Source organism: Shewanella sp. 125m-1 (assembly GCF_052977065.1).
This window is the reverse complement of record NZ_JBRILT010000030.1, coordinates 30,749-47,620: the sequence shown is the minus strand read 5'-3', so window position 1 is coordinate 47,620 and position 16,872 is coordinate 30,749. Positions and strand designations below refer to the sequence as shown.

Here is a 16,872-nt window from a genome sequence, read left to right as displayed (position 1 = left end):
AGTAAAGGCTGCTTATCTATTTTTGAGCTTAATTAAAACATGAATTATTCATTCTAAGGGCTATCTTACGATAGCCCTTTTTTATTGCGCGCAGTTTGAGCGCTTTTGAAAATCGAAGCGCGAGGTTGCTTTAGTGTTAAATTAATTGTTGTTTTTTGTGGCCCTGATGTTTCCATGGTGGTATAACAGGTATACAGCTAACCACTAATATTTGAAACATATGACCAACAAACTAATAAAGTTAGCATTCTGTTTGATGTTAATGATGCCGCTACTTGCCGTCGCTGAAACGTTTGTCAGCTGGCAAAAGATCGAGACGGAGCTCTCTGGACCATTTCGTTTAGGTGCTGGTGCGTTCATAGGTGAGCAAGGTGAGCATGTTATTATCTCCTCTGGGTTGGAGTTTGAGCCGTTCACTCAATCGTTCACTCAAGAGCAACCATTAATCGTTGAAAACATGCTGCTAACCGCTAAGCAATCTCAGCTTGTTTATATTGTTACCGCCGATAGTGCAGTGGTACCGACTTCTTTATCGGCGAACGATGGCAATAGAGCCTATGCGGCTACTGCTCCTTTTGCTGGGGGGACACTTGTTATTGGTGGCATTAATGCGCAGCAAGCATCGAATCGAGTCAATCTACTGGTATGGCAACAGAGCGCTTCTGTATTAGAGAGTTTTTTATTACCGCCACTCCCCGTCGCCGTAAAATCGCCATCAGCTGTCATTGTCGAAAACACTGTGTATGTATTAACGGGGATGGATGCAAATAACCAGTTTTTCGCTTTGGATTTGAGCGCGTTAACAGCAGGTAAAAATTTGCTTTCAAACAATCAATTTGATTTTGAACGCTTCGCAGCCAAGAGCGCTTGGCGCGCTTTACCTGCATTACCAAGTGAAAGTACCACTTATCAAAATGGTGTGCAGTTAGCGGTTCAAAATGATGGCAGTGGTGAAAAAATATATGCGATAGGGGGCTATCGTCTATTAAACCAAGAGCCGAATTCAAGCCATATTCCTCTGCCCTTAACGGCTTTTTGGAAGTTTAATCCAGCCATTGAAACTCTCGCTAATCAATGGCAAAAACTCGGCGACATTTCAGAGACGAATAATGACTTTAATCAGCAAGTAAATAGCCTGGCAACATTCGGCCATTCACACATACTCGCCTTTACCGATAAGGGCGATACTTTAGCATTTAATGCGATAACTAATAGTTGGACGCAATATTTAACGGCGAATGATAATCGCAATACTCCAGCCGATTTTAGTGGCGGGATCACTGAAAGCACCATGACTGCAAACGGTTATGTTTATGCACTAAGCCCTAGTCTTGATAACCGCTCTGCATCTACATTATGGCAAGCATCATTAAAGCGACCAGCTAAGGATTTTGGTTGGATCAACATGACGGTACTAGTGACATATTTAGTATTTGTCGTTTTGGTTGGCTTGTTCTTCGTTTTCAAAAATAGAACCACTAATGATTATTTTCGTGGTGGTCAATCGATTCCTTGGTGGGCCGCTGCTTGCTCAATTTATGCCACCATGTTGAGTTCGTTAACTTACGTTGCGTTACCCGCGGTGGTTTTTCAGAGCAACTGGCTATTGTTATTGGGGATCTGGATGATCATTGCTGTCGCCCCTATTGCGATTTATGTTGCTATGCCGTTTTTCCGTCAGATTGATGCAACGAGCGCCTACGAATACCTTTCAAAACGCTTCAATATGAGCGTCAGATTATTTGCTAGTGGTTTATTTACGCTATTCCATGTAGGACGCATGGGTATTGTTATGGCACTTACTGCATTAGCTTTGTCTGCTGTTACGCCGTTATCTCCGAGTGAGAGCGTATTGATAATGGGAGTTCTTTGTCTCATCTATTGCACTATGGGTGGAATTGAGGCAGTGATTTGGACTGATACCTTACAAACCATAGTGTTACTTATTGGTGCAGTGCTGTGCTTTATCGTCATCATTGCAGGGTTAGACGGAGGTATGGCTGAGTTTATTAGTATTGGTCTTACGGATAATAAATTTACCATGGTGGATGTTGATTTTAGCCTCGATAGCATAACTACCTTGTCTATTTGGGTCGTTGTAATTGGTGGTATTGGCCAAAATCTATCAAGTTATACGGCAGATCAAGCCGTAGTGCAGCGTTACATGGTGACTAAGAACCCGAAAGAAGCCAGTCGTTCTATCTGGGCAAATGCCATTATTGCCGCGCCTGCAGCGCTATTGTTTTTCTGTATTGGTACTGGGCTGTATGCGTTTTACCAAACCCATCCTGAGAAGTTAGATCCTACAATTCAAATAGATCAAATATTCCCAACCTTTATTGCAACAGAGCTGCCCGTGGGGCTAGCAGGCTTGATTGTGGCCGGGATATTCGCCGCCGCACAATCTACCGTGTCAACTAGCATGAACTCCATTGCCACGACTCTTGTGACAGACTTTATACGCCCCTTTAATTTAGTAAAAACAGAACAAGGCTATATGAGCGCCGCACGTTGGCTGACGTTCATTATGGGCGTATTGGGAACCTTAGCGGGCCTTATCTTTATTGACCCTGAAATTCGCTCCTTAATGGAGGCGTATTTTAAGGTCATTGGCATGTTTATGGGGGCGTTAGGAGGTTTATTTGTACTAGGGACATTGACTAAAAAAGCCAACTCATTTGGCGCGATAGTCGGAATTTTAGCTGGCGTTGCAACCATGGTTTCAGCTTGGCAGTTGGGATGGGCGAATGGTTACTTGTACGCCACGATAGGAATAGTGTCTTGTTTAGTGTTTGGCTACGTTGCCAGCTTACTGACACAAAACACGAAAGCAGCGAATAAAGACTTAACTGGATTAACACTTTACACAATGGACTCAGTCGCCATCAAACCATCGTAAACATCAGGCTTTAACAAGGGGATATGTCAGTGGTAAATAGAGAGTTAGAAAAGCAATTATTATTGTCGATGAAGCACTCTTTGATTGTTTCTTGTCAGCCAGTAGATGATGGTCCGATGGACAAGGTTGAGCACGTTGTGGCTATGGCGCTGGCTGCCGTGAATGGTGGAGCCAAAGGGTTAAGAATCGAAGGTGTCGAGAATGTACGGGCGGTGGCCAAGGTAAGCCCTGTGCCAATTGTCGGTATTATAAAAAGAGATTTAGCTGATAGCGCTGTGCGTATCACGCCATATGTTGATGATGTCAATGCGTTAGCAAAGGCTGGCGCAAGTATTATTGCATTTGATGGAACAGACAGGAGCCGCCCTGCATCAATGTTACAGCTATTAGAGGCAATCCACATGGCAGGTTGTGTTGCTATGGCAGATTGTGCTGATTATGAGGTTGGCTTAATGCTGGCTCAACATGGCTGCACTTTTATTGGCAGTACATTGTCTGGTTACACCGATAACTCAGCCCCTCCTTTTGAGCCTGATTATAACTTGGTGAGCCGCTGGGTAAGTCAGGGGCTGAATGTAATTGCAGAAGGGCGTTATAACTCTCCTGAGCGGGCAGCATGTGCCATAGAGCTTGGTGCGTTTTCCGTTACTGTTGGATCAGCTATTACACGTGTGGAACACATTACTCAGTGGTTTGTGGCTGGCGTTGAAGCGGGCGGTAATACCAGTGTACTGGCAAGTGAAAATGCCCAAGACGGTATAGGAGCCTTGGCTACATGATTATCGCAATTGATGTTGGCGGCACCAAGATATCGGCTGCGTTAATCAAGGGGACTAAAGTCATTGAACTCAGGAAAGTTGATTCAATTATCCATCAAGACTTAGCTAACCTTGCAAGTTACCTTGTTAACTTATGTGAAGGTTGGGCAGAGCAGGCATTTACGATTGCGGTAGCCTGTACTGGGCTTGTGGGAGCAGAGCGAGTTAACTTTTTATCTGCAAACGATTCGCTACCGCTAAAGCAGCAACTTGAAATAGGCTTTGGTTTACCTGTTGTTATGTTAAACGATGCTGCCGCTGCAGCCTGGGCTGAATATACCTTAAGGCCTGATAGGTCAGACAATACTTTGGCCTACATTACCGTTTCAACCGGTGTGGGTGGTGGCATTGTTCAAAATGGCAAGTTAGTGATGGCTGATGATGGATTTTGTGCGCACATTGGGCATATGTCAGTGAGTCGGTCAGGTTTGCCTGCAATAGAGTGTCATTGTGGCAGGTTTAACTGTGTCGAGGCCCTATCTTCAGGGACGGCTATCGCTAATCAAGCGTCAACTATTTTAAATAAAGGTGTTAGCTGCAAAACCGTTTTTAATGAGCATTTATCCCATCCAGAAATAGCCCAGTTACTAGAGCAGGCAACTGATACCATTGTTGAGCTTATCGCTAACATTAGAGCCTTAACAGGAACGCGTATCGTGGTGTTAGGCGGCAGTGTCGGCTCTACAAACTTATTTCAAGAGCGAATAAAAACCAAATTAAAGGCACTTCCTAAAATCTACCACGTCGAACTCGTTGCCCCTGTCTCTGGAGAGCATGCCGACCTTATTGGTGCAGCTTTGTATGCCGGTTCGGTAATTGGTTGTGATTAATAGATGCCAGTGTTTTACCTTTTGATATTGTGATTAATGATGCCAGTGTTTTACCTTGATATTGTGATTAATGGATGCCTGTGTTTTACCTTGATATTGGAATTGATATGCAAGTAATTATTTTAGATACCCCAGAGCAAGTTGCCGAAAAGTCAGCGCAATGGGTAACAGAAGTCATTAAACAAAAGCCTGCGGCAGTTTTAGGTTTAGCTACCGGAAGCACGCCAATTAGTCTATATGAGCTTCTGGTGGAGCAATATCGACATGGCGACTTAAGCTTTGCCGATATCACCACATTTAATCTTGATGAGTACCACAATATTGCGGCTGAGAATCCTCAAAGTTACCGTACTTTTATGCAAAAGCATTTATTTGATCATGTTGATATTGCGCCTAGTCGGACGTATTTACCTACATGTAGCTCAGAGCAAAATCCTCGCCTCCAAGGCCAGGCGTATGAGCAAAAGATAAAAGATAAAGGTGGAATAGATCTGCAAATATTGGGCATAGGTGCAAATGGTCATATAGGTTTTAACGAGCCAACATCGAGTCTGTCATCACGCACCAGAATAAAAACTTTAACCAAGCAAACGTTAACAGATAACAGCCGTTTATTTGGTCAAGGTGAATTTCAACCAACAATGGCTATGACTATGGGGATTGCCACTATTTTAGAAGCTAGTTATGTGTTGTTGATGGCTACAGGAAAAAATAAAGCGTCGGCAGTGAAGCAAATGATCACCGGACCATTAAATGCCATGTGTCCCGCATCAGCGCTACAGTTACATCAGCATGCGGTTATTCTTATCGATAAGGCCGCCGCTAGCGAGCTAACTGAACAAGATTACTTTTTGTGGGCCGATAAAGAGCAGCAAAAAGTGACTGATAGTCACGGACTATTAACAATGTGCTAGCTTGTGTGCGGCAGTTAATTTGAGTGCTTCTTTATAAAGCCATATTGTTTAATATGGCTTTTTTTATTGCCGCAAAATAAGAATAATCAATCGAAAGAGAGTCAACTCTATGAGTTTAAAGAGGGGGGGGATAAATCAATTTTAAATTGAGTCGGTATAGATAAAGAAAAACCATCATCAAGATGATGATGGTTTGATATATAGTGCATTAAATGCGACCTCACTATAAAACACTTAAAATATCGGCAAAATATTGGTGTTTTGCTATATATCGAAAGTCTAAGGAAATCTAGGTGTTAACGAGTTCGGCTTACTATTACTTATTGGGTTGGCCAAATGGGGTGGTTAAAGCTACCGACTTGGCCTTTAAACATAAATATAAGTAAGAAATAAGCGATAGCATCAGCATCATAGCGTTATGAAGCTGTATGCTCCATAAAGCCGGCGGCTTTCATTTGCACGATGACCTCCTCTTTTTCTTGTGGTGATAGAGCTCTAATTGGCAAGCGAGGATCGCCAACATCAATCCCATGTAGTTGCATTGCCGCTTTCCCTGCCGCGACTCCGCCATATTGCACAAGAGGTCGAATAAGGCCAATAACCTTATTCATTAAGTGAGTGACAGTTTGTTGCTCTCCTTTGTTAAACGCATCAATTATGTCCAAATACAGCGAGGCTGCGTAATTATAAGTACTACCAACAGCGCCGATAGCGCCTACTGCGAGCCCGCCTGGCAGTGACTCATCGACACCAAATGGAATATCGAATTTACCATTGGCTACTCGCTTACAGCGCTGAAACTCATATAAGTCGACATGGTTAAATTTTATACCTGCAAGGTTATCAATGACTTTATCTGCTTTGATAAGAAACTGTTCCATATCAAACATGACATTCGACATTCCTGAGTGGTAGTAATAAAAAGCTTTACTTGGCGCCGCGGCCGCGACGGTTGCGCAGTATTTGACAAGGCAATCGACTGAACTGGGTTTAAAAAAGCAAGGTGCAATAACGGATGTTGCAAATACATCAAGAGTGTCGGCGTGCTTAGTTAGCTCTAGCGTGTCAACAATGGATAGGGCACCAGTATGAACTGTAATACTTAGTTTACCTTGTGCGGCATTAACCCAGCGCTCTGCTACCGCTTTTCGCTCATTGACGGAGCAATTGAGGCCTTCGCCTGTTGTGCCGCAAATATAAACACCTTTAACATTTTGTTTGATGAGCAGTGCGGCAATTTGATCGATAACAGGCAGATTAACATCACCATTAATATCAAATGGAGTATGCGGTGCTGCGATTAATCCAGTTAGTTTTTTCATGGTAATCCTTTATTTAAATTAAAATATTTGTTTGCCATCAATCCATGTTTGGTTTACGTGTAAACTTGTTTGGTTACTCTTTTCAAGTACGGTGAAGTCTGCATTAGCGCCTATTGCAAGTAATTGCGTGGCTGTATTAATGCCGAGAAAGTCTGCTGGATACACACTTGCCATTCTTAGAGACTCTTCTAGTGAAATATCTAGCATAGTTTGGGCGTTGTTGACCGCCGTTATCATATCTAATGCAGAGCCTGCTAATTGACCGGTTTGGCTGGTTAACTTATTAGTGCTGAGTTGTATTTGATGACCATCAAACTCAAATGTTTGTTGGTTGCTACCAATGGTAGACATTGCATCAGTCACTAACATCATTTTTCCATTGCTTTTAACTTTGGTAGCAAGCTTTGCCGTTGCAGGGTGCACGTGATGGCCGTCTAAGATAAGGCCACACCAGCTATTCTTATCAAGAAGTGCAGCGCCTAGCATATTGGGGTCTCGGGATGTGAGTGGCGACATTGCATTAAATAGATGAGTAAACCCGATTGCGCCAGTATCGAGCGCTGTTTGAGTGAGTTCAAAGCTCGCATTGGAGTGGCCTAAACATACTTTAACATTGTGTGCTATTAGCGATTTTACTTGCTCTGTTGTCACACACTCTGGTGCGATGGTGACCACTTTTATACCTAGGTCGTTACGGCAATACACTGCCATTTCTTGATCACTTAGGGCCCTTATGTGCTGGCTATTGTGGATCCCTTTTTTGGGCTCGCTGATATGAGGTCCTTCAAAGTGAACACCTATAACGCCTGGAAGCCGTTTTTTAATGGCGTCAGCGATAGTATTTGCGGCATTGTTTAATGTGGTTAAATCACTGGTAATTAGCGTTGGAAGTAACCCAGTGGTGCCATAACGACTGTGGGCATGCACCATAGCTTCGAGAGCCGTTAAGTGAGTTTGCTGATTAAACAAATAGCCGCCACCACCATTAACTTGAACGTCAATAAATCCTGGGGTTAATAATCCTGAAATTTTGAATTCTTTTGCGTTGTTTACGCTATCAAAAGCAATCACTTTACCATCTTGGAAAGTGATTGGCTGATCTTCCAAGATCTCTCTACCATTAAATACTTGCTCGGCTATCACTGTCGTAATCATGATTTATTAGGCTCTATTGCTGAAGACAATCCCACTTGATGCGGTTCTATGATCCGGCGCTGAGTGAGTGTAAGGTTAGCCAGTTGCGCTACCTGTCATAACAGGTATCTCGTCAACCTGTTATACCAATGTACCAGTTGTTTGTTTTTTGTCAAAGAAAAGTTTCGTGTTGATGTGGCTTATGCTTGTTGGGGAGTGAATTGCGCACGAGTCTATTTTGGATTGATGTTATCTCTGTGAGGGTCAAACCCGCAGGCTGATTAGTTAAACTAGATATTGATGTGCAAGCTGTGATGCTATTGAGGCATAGCAGTACTAGCTATGCAAACGAATGTCCATAAACAAAATTGCATCTATACTTACATGGTGGTGTAATAGGTATACCTGTTAGGTTTTTATTATGATAAGGAAAACGATTGATGGAATATATTGTTGGCGCATATGCTACTGCTCCTTCGGCTGCAGGTTGGGAGCCTGAGCTTGAGACACAGTATTATCAACATTTAAAGTCCGAAGAAAACATTATTGGTATTGAACATCCTTTTGTCGGTAAGTTACATCCTTATGATGATGAATGGTTTTTAAGTAATGTCAGTAAGGACTGGCAGTTTGTATTTACCTCTATTCCAGGAGTGATGGGACAGTTAGCGAGTAATCCCCACTTCGGTATAGCGTCAACAAATGAAGCCGGTAGACAAGCCGCATTAGTTTTTTATCAGCAGGCTCAACAAGCGATTATTACATTAAATAATCATCTTGGACGGGAGGCGGTAAGTTTTCTTAAGATTCATACGGCTCCCAAAATATCAAAAAATTCAACATCGTCTGTTACAGCCTTACAATATTCATTAGAGACAATGTTGTCGTGGGATTGGCACGGAGCAAAACTGGTTATTGAGCATTGTGATGCCTATATAGAAGGCCAAGATGCAGAAAAAGGATTTATGCGTTTAGAAGATGAGATCTCGGCTGCACAATACGTTAATAGTAAACTACAGAGTGACCTAGGTATTAGTATTAATTGGGGGCGTTCGGCAATTGAGGCTCGCAGTACTAACGGACCTTTACAGCACATTGAATTGGCTAAGCAGAGCGGATTACTGAAAGGCATTATATTTTCTGGAGCCAGTGATATTGAAGGGCCGTATGGCAAGTGGAAGGATACCCACATGCCTCCTGCTAAAGATCTCTATATTCCAAGTTATGCCGAAGGTTCATTATTGACCTTTAAAGAGATCGCAAATTCATTGCAGGCGTGTCAACCGCACAGCTTGAGCTTTATCGGCGGTAAAATTTCTTTGCAACCAAACCGAGCCGATGTTGAGCAACGTGTTTCATATATAAAAAGTTTACTGACCTTGTTGGATCATGCTTTAGAACCAAATGGAACGTCAGTTTCTTAAAATGGGACTAGGAGCTGTTAGATTTCTAATTAAAGTTAAGTGTTTTTAACGGCAAATTTAGCCGTGAAGCGGTGGGGATTTTAGAGAGTATGTCTGGTTTTATTTAACGTGAAATCACGCTCAAATTCAGGCTTTCTATGTTAACATCCCCAACCAATCTATTTAGCAAAGCTTTTTCCTTTGGCTATTTAATTCAATTTTAGAGGTGTGCAGCACCTTGTTATGCGGAACGTTAAATGAAATTTAGTCCACTCGTTGATGAGCTCATTCAGTCACTTCGTTGTTTACCTGGTGTTGGCCCTAAATCAGCCCAAAGAATGGCGTTTCAGCTGTTAGAGCGTGACCGTAAAGCGGGATCTAAACTTGCTGACTCGCTAGCTAAAGCGATGTCAGATGTCGGACATTGTCAGTCATGTCGTACTTTCACCGAGGAAACTTACTGCCCAATTTGTGTCAGTACAAAGCGTGGTCATTCAGATGTGATTTGCGTAGTTGAAACTCCTGCGGATGTGTTGGCAATTGAGGCTGGCGGTCATTTTTCTGGGCGATACTTTGTCTTATTAGGGCACTTATCTCCGCTTGACGGTGTTGGCCCTGAAGAGTTAGGGCTGGCGCTACTTGAGCAGCATTTAGCGTCAGGTGATATCAATGAGCTTATTTTAGCGACCAATCCCACTGTTGAAGGTGACGCCACTGCGCACTATATCGCCGATATGGCAAAGCGTCACCAACTAACCGTTAGCCGAATTGCCCATGGTGTACCCGTCGGCGGTGAGCTGGAGTATGTTGATAGCACCACGTTAGCGCTTTCTTTTAACGGACGTTTACCGATTTAATGTTTGTGTGCTTTGCATGATGAAGTGCATATAAAAAACGCAATTAAACCCAGTCAACGCATTGTCGCAGACTGGGTTTTTTTTGTGCAATTAAAACCAATGCAGCATTTCTCCCTTGAAAAGCCATTTTATAGCCCCATCTTATTTGTAAGCTTTATTTAAACTGATTTTTAAAGGGAACATTTCATGTCACAACAAGAGACGCACGGCTTTCAAACTGAAGTCAAACAACTACTGCATTTGATGATCCACTCTTTGTACTCGAATAAAGAGATCTTTTTGCGTGAGTTGGTATCTAACGCGGCAGACGCGGCAGATAAGCTACGCTATGAAGCCCTTACAAACGATGATCTTTATGGCGGTGATGGCGAACTACGGGTTCGCATTAGCACCGATAAAGAGAAAGGTACCGTAACGATTGAAGATAACGGTATTGGTATGACGCGCGATGGTGTGATTGAACACTTAGGCACAATCGCCAAGTCAGGCACCGCAGATTTTTTCAAAAACCTTTCAGGTGACGAATCAAAAGATTCACAGTTAATTGGTCAGTTTGGTGTTGGTTTCTACTCAGCTTTTATTGTTGCAGATCGCGTAACTGTTCGCACTCGCGCTGCAGGTCATAGCGTTGATGAAGCGGTACTTTGGGAGTCTGCGGGTGAAGGTGACTTTACCGTTGAGACTATCTCTAAGCAAAACCGTGGTACTGAAATCACATTACATCTGCGTGCAGATGAGCAAGAGTTTGCTGATGACCATCGCCTACGTTCAATCATCACTAAGTACTCAGATCATATCTCTGTACCGGTAGAGATGTATGAAGAAGGCACGCCTGCGGTTGAAGCAACAGAAGAGGGCGCTGAAGCAACGCCAGCAGTTGAAGGTAGCTGGAAGCCTATCAACAAAGCGACAGCACTTTGGACTCGTAACAAGAGCGATGTGTCAGAGGAAGAGTACAAAGAGTTTTACAAATACCTTTCTCATGATTTTGCTGACCCATTACTTTGGAGTCACAACCGTGTAGAAGGTAAGCAAGAATACACGAGTTTACTTTATGTTCCGGCTAAAGCGCCTTGGGATATGTGGAATCGCGATCGTAAACATGGTCTAAAGCTGTTTGTGCAACGTGTATTTGTGATGGACGATGCAGAGCAGTTTATGCCAAGTTACTTACGTTTTGTGCAGGGCCTTATCGACTCAAACGACTTACCTCTGAACGTATCTCGTGAGATTTTACAAGATAATAAAGTCACCACGGCACTGCGCACTGCTGTAACTAAGCGTGTACTGGGCATGCTTGAAAAGCTTGCTAAGAATGATGCTGAAAAATATCAGTCTTTTTGGACCGAATTTGGCCAAGTGCTAAAAGAAGGCCCAGCTGAAGATTTTGCTAACAAAGAACGTATCGCTGGCCTATTACGTTTTGCATCGACGCATACCGGTGAAGCGACTGCCAATGTATCACTGGCAGATTATGTTGAACGTATGAAAGAAGGTCAGTCTAAGATCTATTTCATTGTCGCCGACAGCTATGAAGCTGCTGCAAACAGCCCACACCTTGAATTACTGCGTAAGAAGGGCATCGAAGTGCTGTTGATGTCAGAGCGTATCGATGAGTGGTTGATTAATCACTTAACTGAATTTGACGGTAAGAAGTTACATTCAGTTACACGTGGTGATCTTGAACTGGGTGAGCTTGAAGATGCGGGTGAGAAAGAAGCACAAGAGAAACTTGAAACTGAGTCAGAAGGCTTAGTTAAGCGCGTTAAAGACAGCTTAGGTGATAAAGTGTCTGCGGTTAAAGTGACGACCCGCCTAACTGATACTCCTGCATGTGTGGTTGCTGGTGAAGGTGAGATGTCGACGCAGATGATCAAGTTGATGCAAGCAGCTGGTCAAGATGTACCAGAGCCTAAGCCGACATTTGAGCTAAACCCTGAGCACCCGCTGGTTGCCCGTTTAAACGACGAGCAAGATGAGCAGTTATTTGCTCAGTGGTCTGAGCTATTACTACAGCAAGCATTGTTATCTGAAAAAGGTAGCCTTGCTGACCCATCAGCATTCATTAAGTTAATGAACCAAATGCTATTAGCTAGCGTTAAATAATCAACAGCTATGATTAAAGAGGCAGTTATACTAATTGGTATTACTGCCTCTTTTTATGGTCACTCGCTAAAAGCGAAGGAAAAGTTATGCAATCGATTCTAGAGCTGACGAAAGAAAATATACAGCAAGTGGTCGACGCTTCGATGGAGAAGGTCGTGGTGATGGCATTTTGGGCGAGTCAAAGCCCTGAAAGTTTAAGCCTAATGCAAACCCTTGAAGGTATCGCACAGCAACAAAATGGCCGTTTTGTATTAGCCAAGATTAACTGTGAGACGGAAATGGAAATTGCCAATTATTTCCAGATCCAAAGCTTGCCCACCACCCTAGTATTACACGAAGGAAAGCCGGTAGATGGCTTTGCAGGTGTGCAAGAAGCGCCGCAAATCGTGGAGATGCTTGATAAACATTTACCTGCCGAGTGGCAGTTAAAACTTAACCAAGCGCGAGTATTTTTAGCAGAAAACAATGCGATTGCTGCTTTGCCACTGTTAAAAGATGCCTATAACGAAAACCAGCTCGCTGAAATCGCTTTAGCATTAGCCGATGTGTACTTGTCATTAGGCGTACTTGACGATGCAAAAGGCCTGCTCGACTCTGTGGGTCTTGCGGACCAAGACAGTTATTATCAAAGCCTTAAGGCAAAGCTTGCGTTAGCGTTAGATGCTGCTGATACACCAGAGATCAGAAATTTACAGCAAGCAGTAGACAGCACGCCAGATGATTTAAGCTTAGTGTTAGATTTGGCCAAAGCGCTGCATCAAGCAGGGCGTAACGATGAAGCTTTGCCTTTGTTGTTTACACCACTACAGAAAGATCTTGCGGCACTAGATGGCAAGGTAAAAGCATTGTTTCTAGAGATCTTAACTGCACTGGGCCAAGGCAACAGTTTAGCCAATCAATATAGACGCAAACTCTACACTCTACTTTACTGATTCGTGTCAAAGTTTATTTACCGTGACTGATGCTAAAGTCGAATGAAAATAACTTCAAAATAGCGGCTATTTGTGCGAAGATCGCCGCCCTAAACAGAACAATACCCATCGACTAGACAGCTTTTTGCTTATTCTAGGCAGATGTTGGTATCACAGTGCGAAATTAAGAGGAAGATTCAGATGCGCATTATGCTATTAGGTGCCCCAGGTGCCGGTAAAGGTACCCAAGCCCAATTCATCATGGAAAAGTACGGTATTCCTCAAATTTCAACAGGCGACATGCTACGTGCAGCGGTTAAAGCGGGCACACCACTAGGCTTAGAAGCTAAGAAAGTCATGGATGCTGGTCAGTTGGTTTCTGATGAGTTAATTATTGGCCTAGTAAAAGAGCGTGTTGCACAAGATGATTGCGCTTCAGGTTTCCTATTAGACGGTTTCCCACGTACTATTCCACAAGCAGACGCTATGGCTTCAAGCGGTATCGCTCTTGATCACGTGATTGAAATTGATGTACCAGACGAAGAGATCGTTAAGCGTATGAGCGGTCGTCGTGTTCACCCAGGTTCAGGCCGTGTTTACCACATCGTATTCAACCAGCCTAAGGTTGAAGGTAAAGATGACGTGACTGGTGAAGACTTAGCAATTCGTCCTGATGACGAAGAGTCAACTGTTCGTAAGCGTCTTGATATTTACCATGAGCAAACTAAGCCACTAGTAGAATACTACGGCGCGGTTGCAGCTAAAGGCGACGTAACTTACAACAAGTTTGACGGTACTAAGTCTGTAGCAACAGTTAGCGAAGAAATCGTTACAATTCTTGGCTAATATCTAGCGTCAATTCCTTAGTCAGCGAGTATAAAAAATACTCGGCTGAATATGTGTTTATGAGCTAGTTCTCATATTTTGAAAAGCCCATGTAAATGGGCTTTTTTTATGCGTTTTGCGGTGATAGCCTGACCTGAATATCTTGCTAAAAAGAGAATTCATGTGAGTGATTTAGCCCCGCCATTTGGTGTGTTATTAGTAAACTTAGGTACCCCTGATTCACCTACCGCTCCTGATGTTAGAAAATTCCTTAAGCAGTTCTTGAGCGATCCTCGCGTGGTCGATCTTTCCCCTTGGCTATGGAAGCCAATTTTAAACGGTATCATTCTTAATACTCGTCCGGCCAAAGTCGCCAAGCTGTATCAATCTATCTGGTGGGATGAAGGTTCACCTTTGATGGTGATAAGCCAAAAGCAGCGCGATAAACTCAAGATGTTATTAAAAGAGACGCTTGGACAATCTATTCCTGTTGAATTAGGCATGAGTTATGGCAATCCATCACTGCAGACAGGCCTTGATAACTTAACGTCTCAAGGCGTTGATAAGGTTTTCGTTCTGCCGCTTTACGCTCAATATTCCTGCTCTACTGTTGCGCCGGTCTATGATGCGCTAGCCGAGCTATTAAAAGCTGAGCGTAATATCCCAGAAATGCGTATGAATAAGCAGTACTTTGATCATCCCGCCTATATCCAAGCCTTAGCGCAGTCGGTTAAAAACCATTGGCAGGCCAAAGGCCAGGCAGAAGTGTTATTGATGTCGTTTCATGGCGTACCGCTGCGCTACGTGACCGAAGGCGACCCTTATCAACAGCAATGCCAACGAACCGCTGAACTGTTGGCTGAACAACTTGAATTAACTGCAGAGCAATGGCGAGTTTGTTTTCAATCGCAATTTGGAAAAGAGCAATGGATCTCTCCAGCAACTGATCAGTTATTAGAGGACTTACCCAAGCAAGGGATAAAATCAGTGGATATTATGTGCCCAGCATTCTCTTGTGATTGCTTGGAAACACTCGAAGAGATCGCTGAAGAAGGCAAAGAGGCGTTTCTGTCTGCTGGTGGTGAACGTTACGAGTTTATTGCTTGTTTGAATGATTCAGAGCAACATATTCAACTATTAGCCCAAATTGTTCAAAAACAAACTCAAGGTTGGCATTAATTTCTGCTGTATTGGGTGATTTCAGCTAGCGAAAGAGGAGGGTTGTGGTAAAATCGCCCACCTTTTCGTGCATCTAGCCTTTTGAATCTATCTTATAGGCTTGGTTTTTGACTAGGCTATAACGTTGAAGACAAAATTTTTATCGCGTTAGTCGCTAGAGGTGCAGAGTTTGTTTATTCGAATTAGAATAAACAACTTGAGATAACTTACCCGTTTTAATTTATATTTTGCATGGATGCCGAATGAAAGAGAGCTCTATATGAAGTTTCCAGGTCAGCGTAAGTCTAAACACTATTTTCCCGTTAAAAATCGTGATCCTCTGCTTGCGCAGTTGATCCAACAGCCTCTGCCAATTTCAACCTACATCTCTGGTATCGATCAGACGCTTGTAGATATTGAGGCGAAAGTGGAAGATGAGCTATTGACTCGATATGAGTTACCTAAAGGCAACTCAACTTTAATCGATGATGATAGAGCACACGCGCTTTATACCGAGTTGAAACAACAAGAGCTTATCAGTGACGAGTTCGCGGGTGGCACCATTGGTAATACGGTTCATAACTATTCTATTTTAGCTGACGACCGCTCAGTACTGTTTGGCGTTATGAGCCAAAACATTGAAATTGGCAGTTATGCTTATCGTTACCTGTGTAATACCTCTTCTAAAGTCGATTTGAACTACCTTCAGCCAGTCGCTGGCCCAATTGGTCGTTGCTTCACGCTGATCTCTGAGTGCGGCGAGCGTACTTTTGCTATCAGCAAAGGCTCAATGGACAAAATGACGCCGGAATATATCGATAAAGAAGTGGTTCAAGGTGGCTCTGCGTTGATCTTAACCGCGTATTTGATGCGCGCAAGTGGTGACGATCAGATCACTGACGCGGCAATGACGGCGATTAACTATGCTAAAGAAGCTGAAGTGCCTGTGGTGTTAACGCTTGGTACGCGTTTCCTCATTGAAGAAGATCCTAAATGGTGGCAGGAGTTCATTAACGAACATGTGACCATTTTGGCGATGAATGAAGATGAAGGTGAAGCGTTAACTGGCTTTAGCGATCCACTGCAAGCCAGTGAAGCAGCGCTTGAGTGGTGTGACATGGTGTTAACAACGGCGGGTCCTTTAGGGCTTTATACCGCGGGTTACACTGAAGATTCTGAAAAGCGCGAAACCAGCCACACTCTGCTACCGGGCTCTATTCCAGAGTTTAACCGTTATGAGTTTTCACGTCCTAAATTAAAAGTAGATTGTGAATCACCATTAAAGGTGTACGCACATATTTCACCTTATATGGGCGGCCCAGAAATTATTCGTAATACTAACGGCGCCGGTGATGGTGCATTAGCGGCGCTATTGCATGATTTAGCGTCTAACACTTTCCATAAGACCAATGTGCCAGGTTCGAGCAAGCACAAGCGTGATGGCCTGTGTTATTCGTCGTTCTCGCAAATTTGTAAGTACGCAAACCGCGTTGCTTATGAAGTACTCGCGCAGCATAGCCCAAGACTTTCTCGCGGCTTACCAGAGCGTGAAGATAGCTTAGAAGAGTCGTACTGGGAAAGATAAGCACAGCGGCCTTTATGGCCTAATAGCGACATCTTTTTGAAAGGCATAACTTGGTTAATTCGAGTTATGCCTTTTTTGAATCTATCATTTTAATTTAAACAATTAATGAT

General features: G+C 43.3%; 13 protein-coding genes. 11 read left to right on the top strand and 2 right to left on the bottom strand.

Annotated features, from left to right (window positions below; genetic code table 11):
• Positions 1 to 220: 220 nt before the first annotated feature.
• The 4 genes from ACVBIK_RS13625 (at position 221) to nagB (ending at position 5,461) form a co-directional block, all read left to right on the top strand.
• The gene (locus ACVBIK_RS13625; protein WP_447169907.1) at positions 221 to 2,899 is read left to right on the top strand and encodes a sodium:solute symporter family transporter; all 2,679 of its coding nucleotides are present in this window, start codon (positions 221 to 223) and stop codon (positions 2,897 to 2,899) included.
• Positions 2,900 to 2,922: 23 nt separating this feature from the next.
• Positions 2,923 to 3,678, top strand: coding sequence for an N-acetylmannosamine-6-phosphate 2-epimerase (locus tag ACVBIK_RS13620; RefSeq protein ID WP_447162090.1), 756 nt, complete (start codon positions 2,923 to 2,925; stop codon positions 3,676 to 3,678).
• A complete protein-coding gene (locus ACVBIK_RS13615; protein WP_447162089.1) occupies positions 3,675 to 4,547 on the top strand; it encodes an ROK family protein in 873 nt (290 codons plus the stop codon). Before ACVBIK_RS13620 ends, ACVBIK_RS13615 begins: the two co-directional genes overlap by 4 nt.
• Positions 4,548 to 4,654: 107 nt before the next feature.
• Positions 4,655 to 5,461 carry a glucosamine-6-phosphate deaminase gene (gene nagB / locus ACVBIK_RS13610; RefSeq protein WP_447162088.1) on the top strand — a complete coding sequence of 269 codons (807 nt, stop codon included), beginning with the start codon at positions 4,655 to 4,657 and terminating at the stop codon, positions 5,459 to 5,461.
• A 416-nt stretch (positions 5,462 to 5,877) separates the two neighbouring features.
• On the opposite strand, the gene ACVBIK_RS13605 is transcribed toward nagB, so the two are convergent.
• Both ACVBIK_RS13605 and nagA read right to left on the bottom strand, forming a co-directional pair.
• Positions 5,878 to 6,783: a dihydrodipicolinate synthase family protein gene (locus ACVBIK_RS13605; RefSeq protein ID WP_447162087.1), complete on the bottom strand. Its 906-nt coding sequence runs from the start codon at positions 6,781 to 6,783 to the stop codon at positions 5,878 to 5,880.
• Positions 6,784 to 6,801: 18 nt separating this feature from the next.
• Complete coding sequence (gene nagA, locus ACVBIK_RS13600) at positions 6,802 to 7,938, bottom strand: N-acetylglucosamine-6-phosphate deacetylase (RefSeq protein ID WP_447163425.1); 1,137 nt, start codon at positions 7,936 to 7,938, stop codon at positions 6,802 to 6,804.
• 419 nt (positions 7,939 to 8,357) lie between these two features.
• Between nagA and ACVBIK_RS13595 the strand changes: the two genes are divergently transcribed.
• From ACVBIK_RS13595 to ACVBIK_RS13565, 7 genes are all read left to right on the top strand, one after another.
• A complete protein-coding gene (locus ACVBIK_RS13595; protein ID WP_447163424.1) occupies positions 8,358 to 9,341 on the top strand; it encodes a DUF4862 family protein in 984 nt (327 codons plus the stop codon).
• Between the two features lie 236 nt (positions 9,342 to 9,577).
• Positions 9,578 to 10,177, top strand: a complete 600-nt coding sequence (recR, locus tag ACVBIK_RS13590) for a recombination mediator RecR (protein WP_447162084.1) — start codon at positions 9,578 to 9,580, stop codon at positions 10,175 to 10,177.
• Between the two features lie 186 nt (positions 10,178 to 10,363).
• On the top strand, positions 10,364 to 12,283 hold the full coding sequence (gene htpG, locus ACVBIK_RS13585) for a molecular chaperone HtpG (RefSeq protein ID WP_447169906.1): 1,920 nt from the start codon (positions 10,364 to 10,366) through the stop codon (positions 12,281 to 12,283).
• A gap of 86 nt (positions 12,284 to 12,369) precedes the next feature.
• Positions 12,370 to 13,215, top strand: a complete 846-nt coding sequence (locus ACVBIK_RS13580; protein WP_447169905.1) for a tetratricopeptide repeat protein — start codon at positions 12,370 to 12,372, stop codon at positions 13,213 to 13,215.
• 180 nt (positions 13,216 to 13,395) lie between these two features.
• Complete coding sequence (adk, locus tag ACVBIK_RS13575; RefSeq protein ID WP_220762881.1) at positions 13,396 to 14,040, top strand: adenylate kinase; 645 nt, start codon at positions 13,396 to 13,398, stop codon at positions 14,038 to 14,040.
• A gap of 162 nt (positions 14,041 to 14,202) precedes the next feature.
• Positions 14,203 to 15,198: a ferrochelatase gene (hemH, locus tag ACVBIK_RS13570; RefSeq protein ID WP_447169904.1), complete on the top strand. Its 996-nt coding sequence runs from the start codon at positions 14,203 to 14,205 to the stop codon at positions 15,196 to 15,198.
• A gap of 259 nt (positions 15,199 to 15,457) precedes the next feature.
• Positions 15,458 to 16,762 carry an inosine/guanosine kinase gene (locus ACVBIK_RS13565; RefSeq protein WP_447162079.1) on the top strand — a complete coding sequence of 435 codons (1,305 nt, stop codon included), beginning with the start codon at positions 15,458 to 15,460 and terminating at the stop codon, positions 16,760 to 16,762.
• The last annotated feature ends 110 nt before the right edge of the window (positions 16,763 to 16,872 follow it).

What these genes read in the sequence shown, in the direction of transcription:
- ACVBIK_RS13625 (WP_447169907.1), top strand. Translation starts at nt 221, where the DNA reads ATGACCAACAAACTAATAAAGTTAGCATTCTGTTTGATGTTAATGATG.
- ACVBIK_RS13620 (WP_447162090.1), top strand. Translation starts at nt 2,923, where the DNA reads ATGTCAGTGGTAAATAGAGAGTTAGAAAAGCAATTATTATTGTCGATG.
- ACVBIK_RS13615 (WP_447162089.1), top strand. Translation starts at nt 3,675, where the DNA reads ATGATTATCGCAATTGATGTTGGCGGCACCAAGATATCGGCTGCGTTA.
- nagB (WP_447162088.1), top strand. Translation starts at nt 4,655, where the DNA reads ATGCAAGTAATTATTTTAGATACCCCAGAGCAAGTTGCCGAAAAGTCA.
- ACVBIK_RS13605 (WP_447162087.1), bottom strand. Translation starts at nt 6,783, where the DNA reads ATGAAAAAACTAACTGGATTAATCGCAGCACCGCATACTCCATTTGAT.
- nagA (WP_447163425.1), bottom strand. Translation starts at nt 7,938, where the DNA reads ATGATTACGACAGTGATAGCCGAGCAAGTATTTAATGGTAGAGAGATC.
- ACVBIK_RS13595 (WP_447163424.1), top strand. Translation starts at nt 8,358, where the DNA reads ATGGAATATATTGTTGGCGCATATGCTACTGCTCCTTCGGCTGCAGGT.
- recR (WP_447162084.1), top strand. Translation starts at nt 9,578, where the DNA reads ATGAAATTTAGTCCACTCGTTGATGAGCTCATTCAGTCACTTCGTTGT.
- htpG (WP_447169906.1), top strand. Translation starts at nt 10,364, where the DNA reads ATGTCACAACAAGAGACGCACGGCTTTCAAACTGAAGTCAAACAACTA.
- ACVBIK_RS13580 (WP_447169905.1), top strand. Translation starts at nt 12,370, where the DNA reads ATGCAATCGATTCTAGAGCTGACGAAAGAAAATATACAGCAAGTGGTC.
- adk (WP_220762881.1), top strand. Translation starts at nt 13,396, where the DNA reads ATGCGCATTATGCTATTAGGTGCCCCAGGTGCCGGTAAAGGTACCCAA.
- ACVBIK_RS13565 (WP_447162079.1), top strand. Translation starts at nt 15,458, where the DNA reads ATGAAGTTTCCAGGTCAGCGTAAGTCTAAACACTATTTTCCCGTTAAA.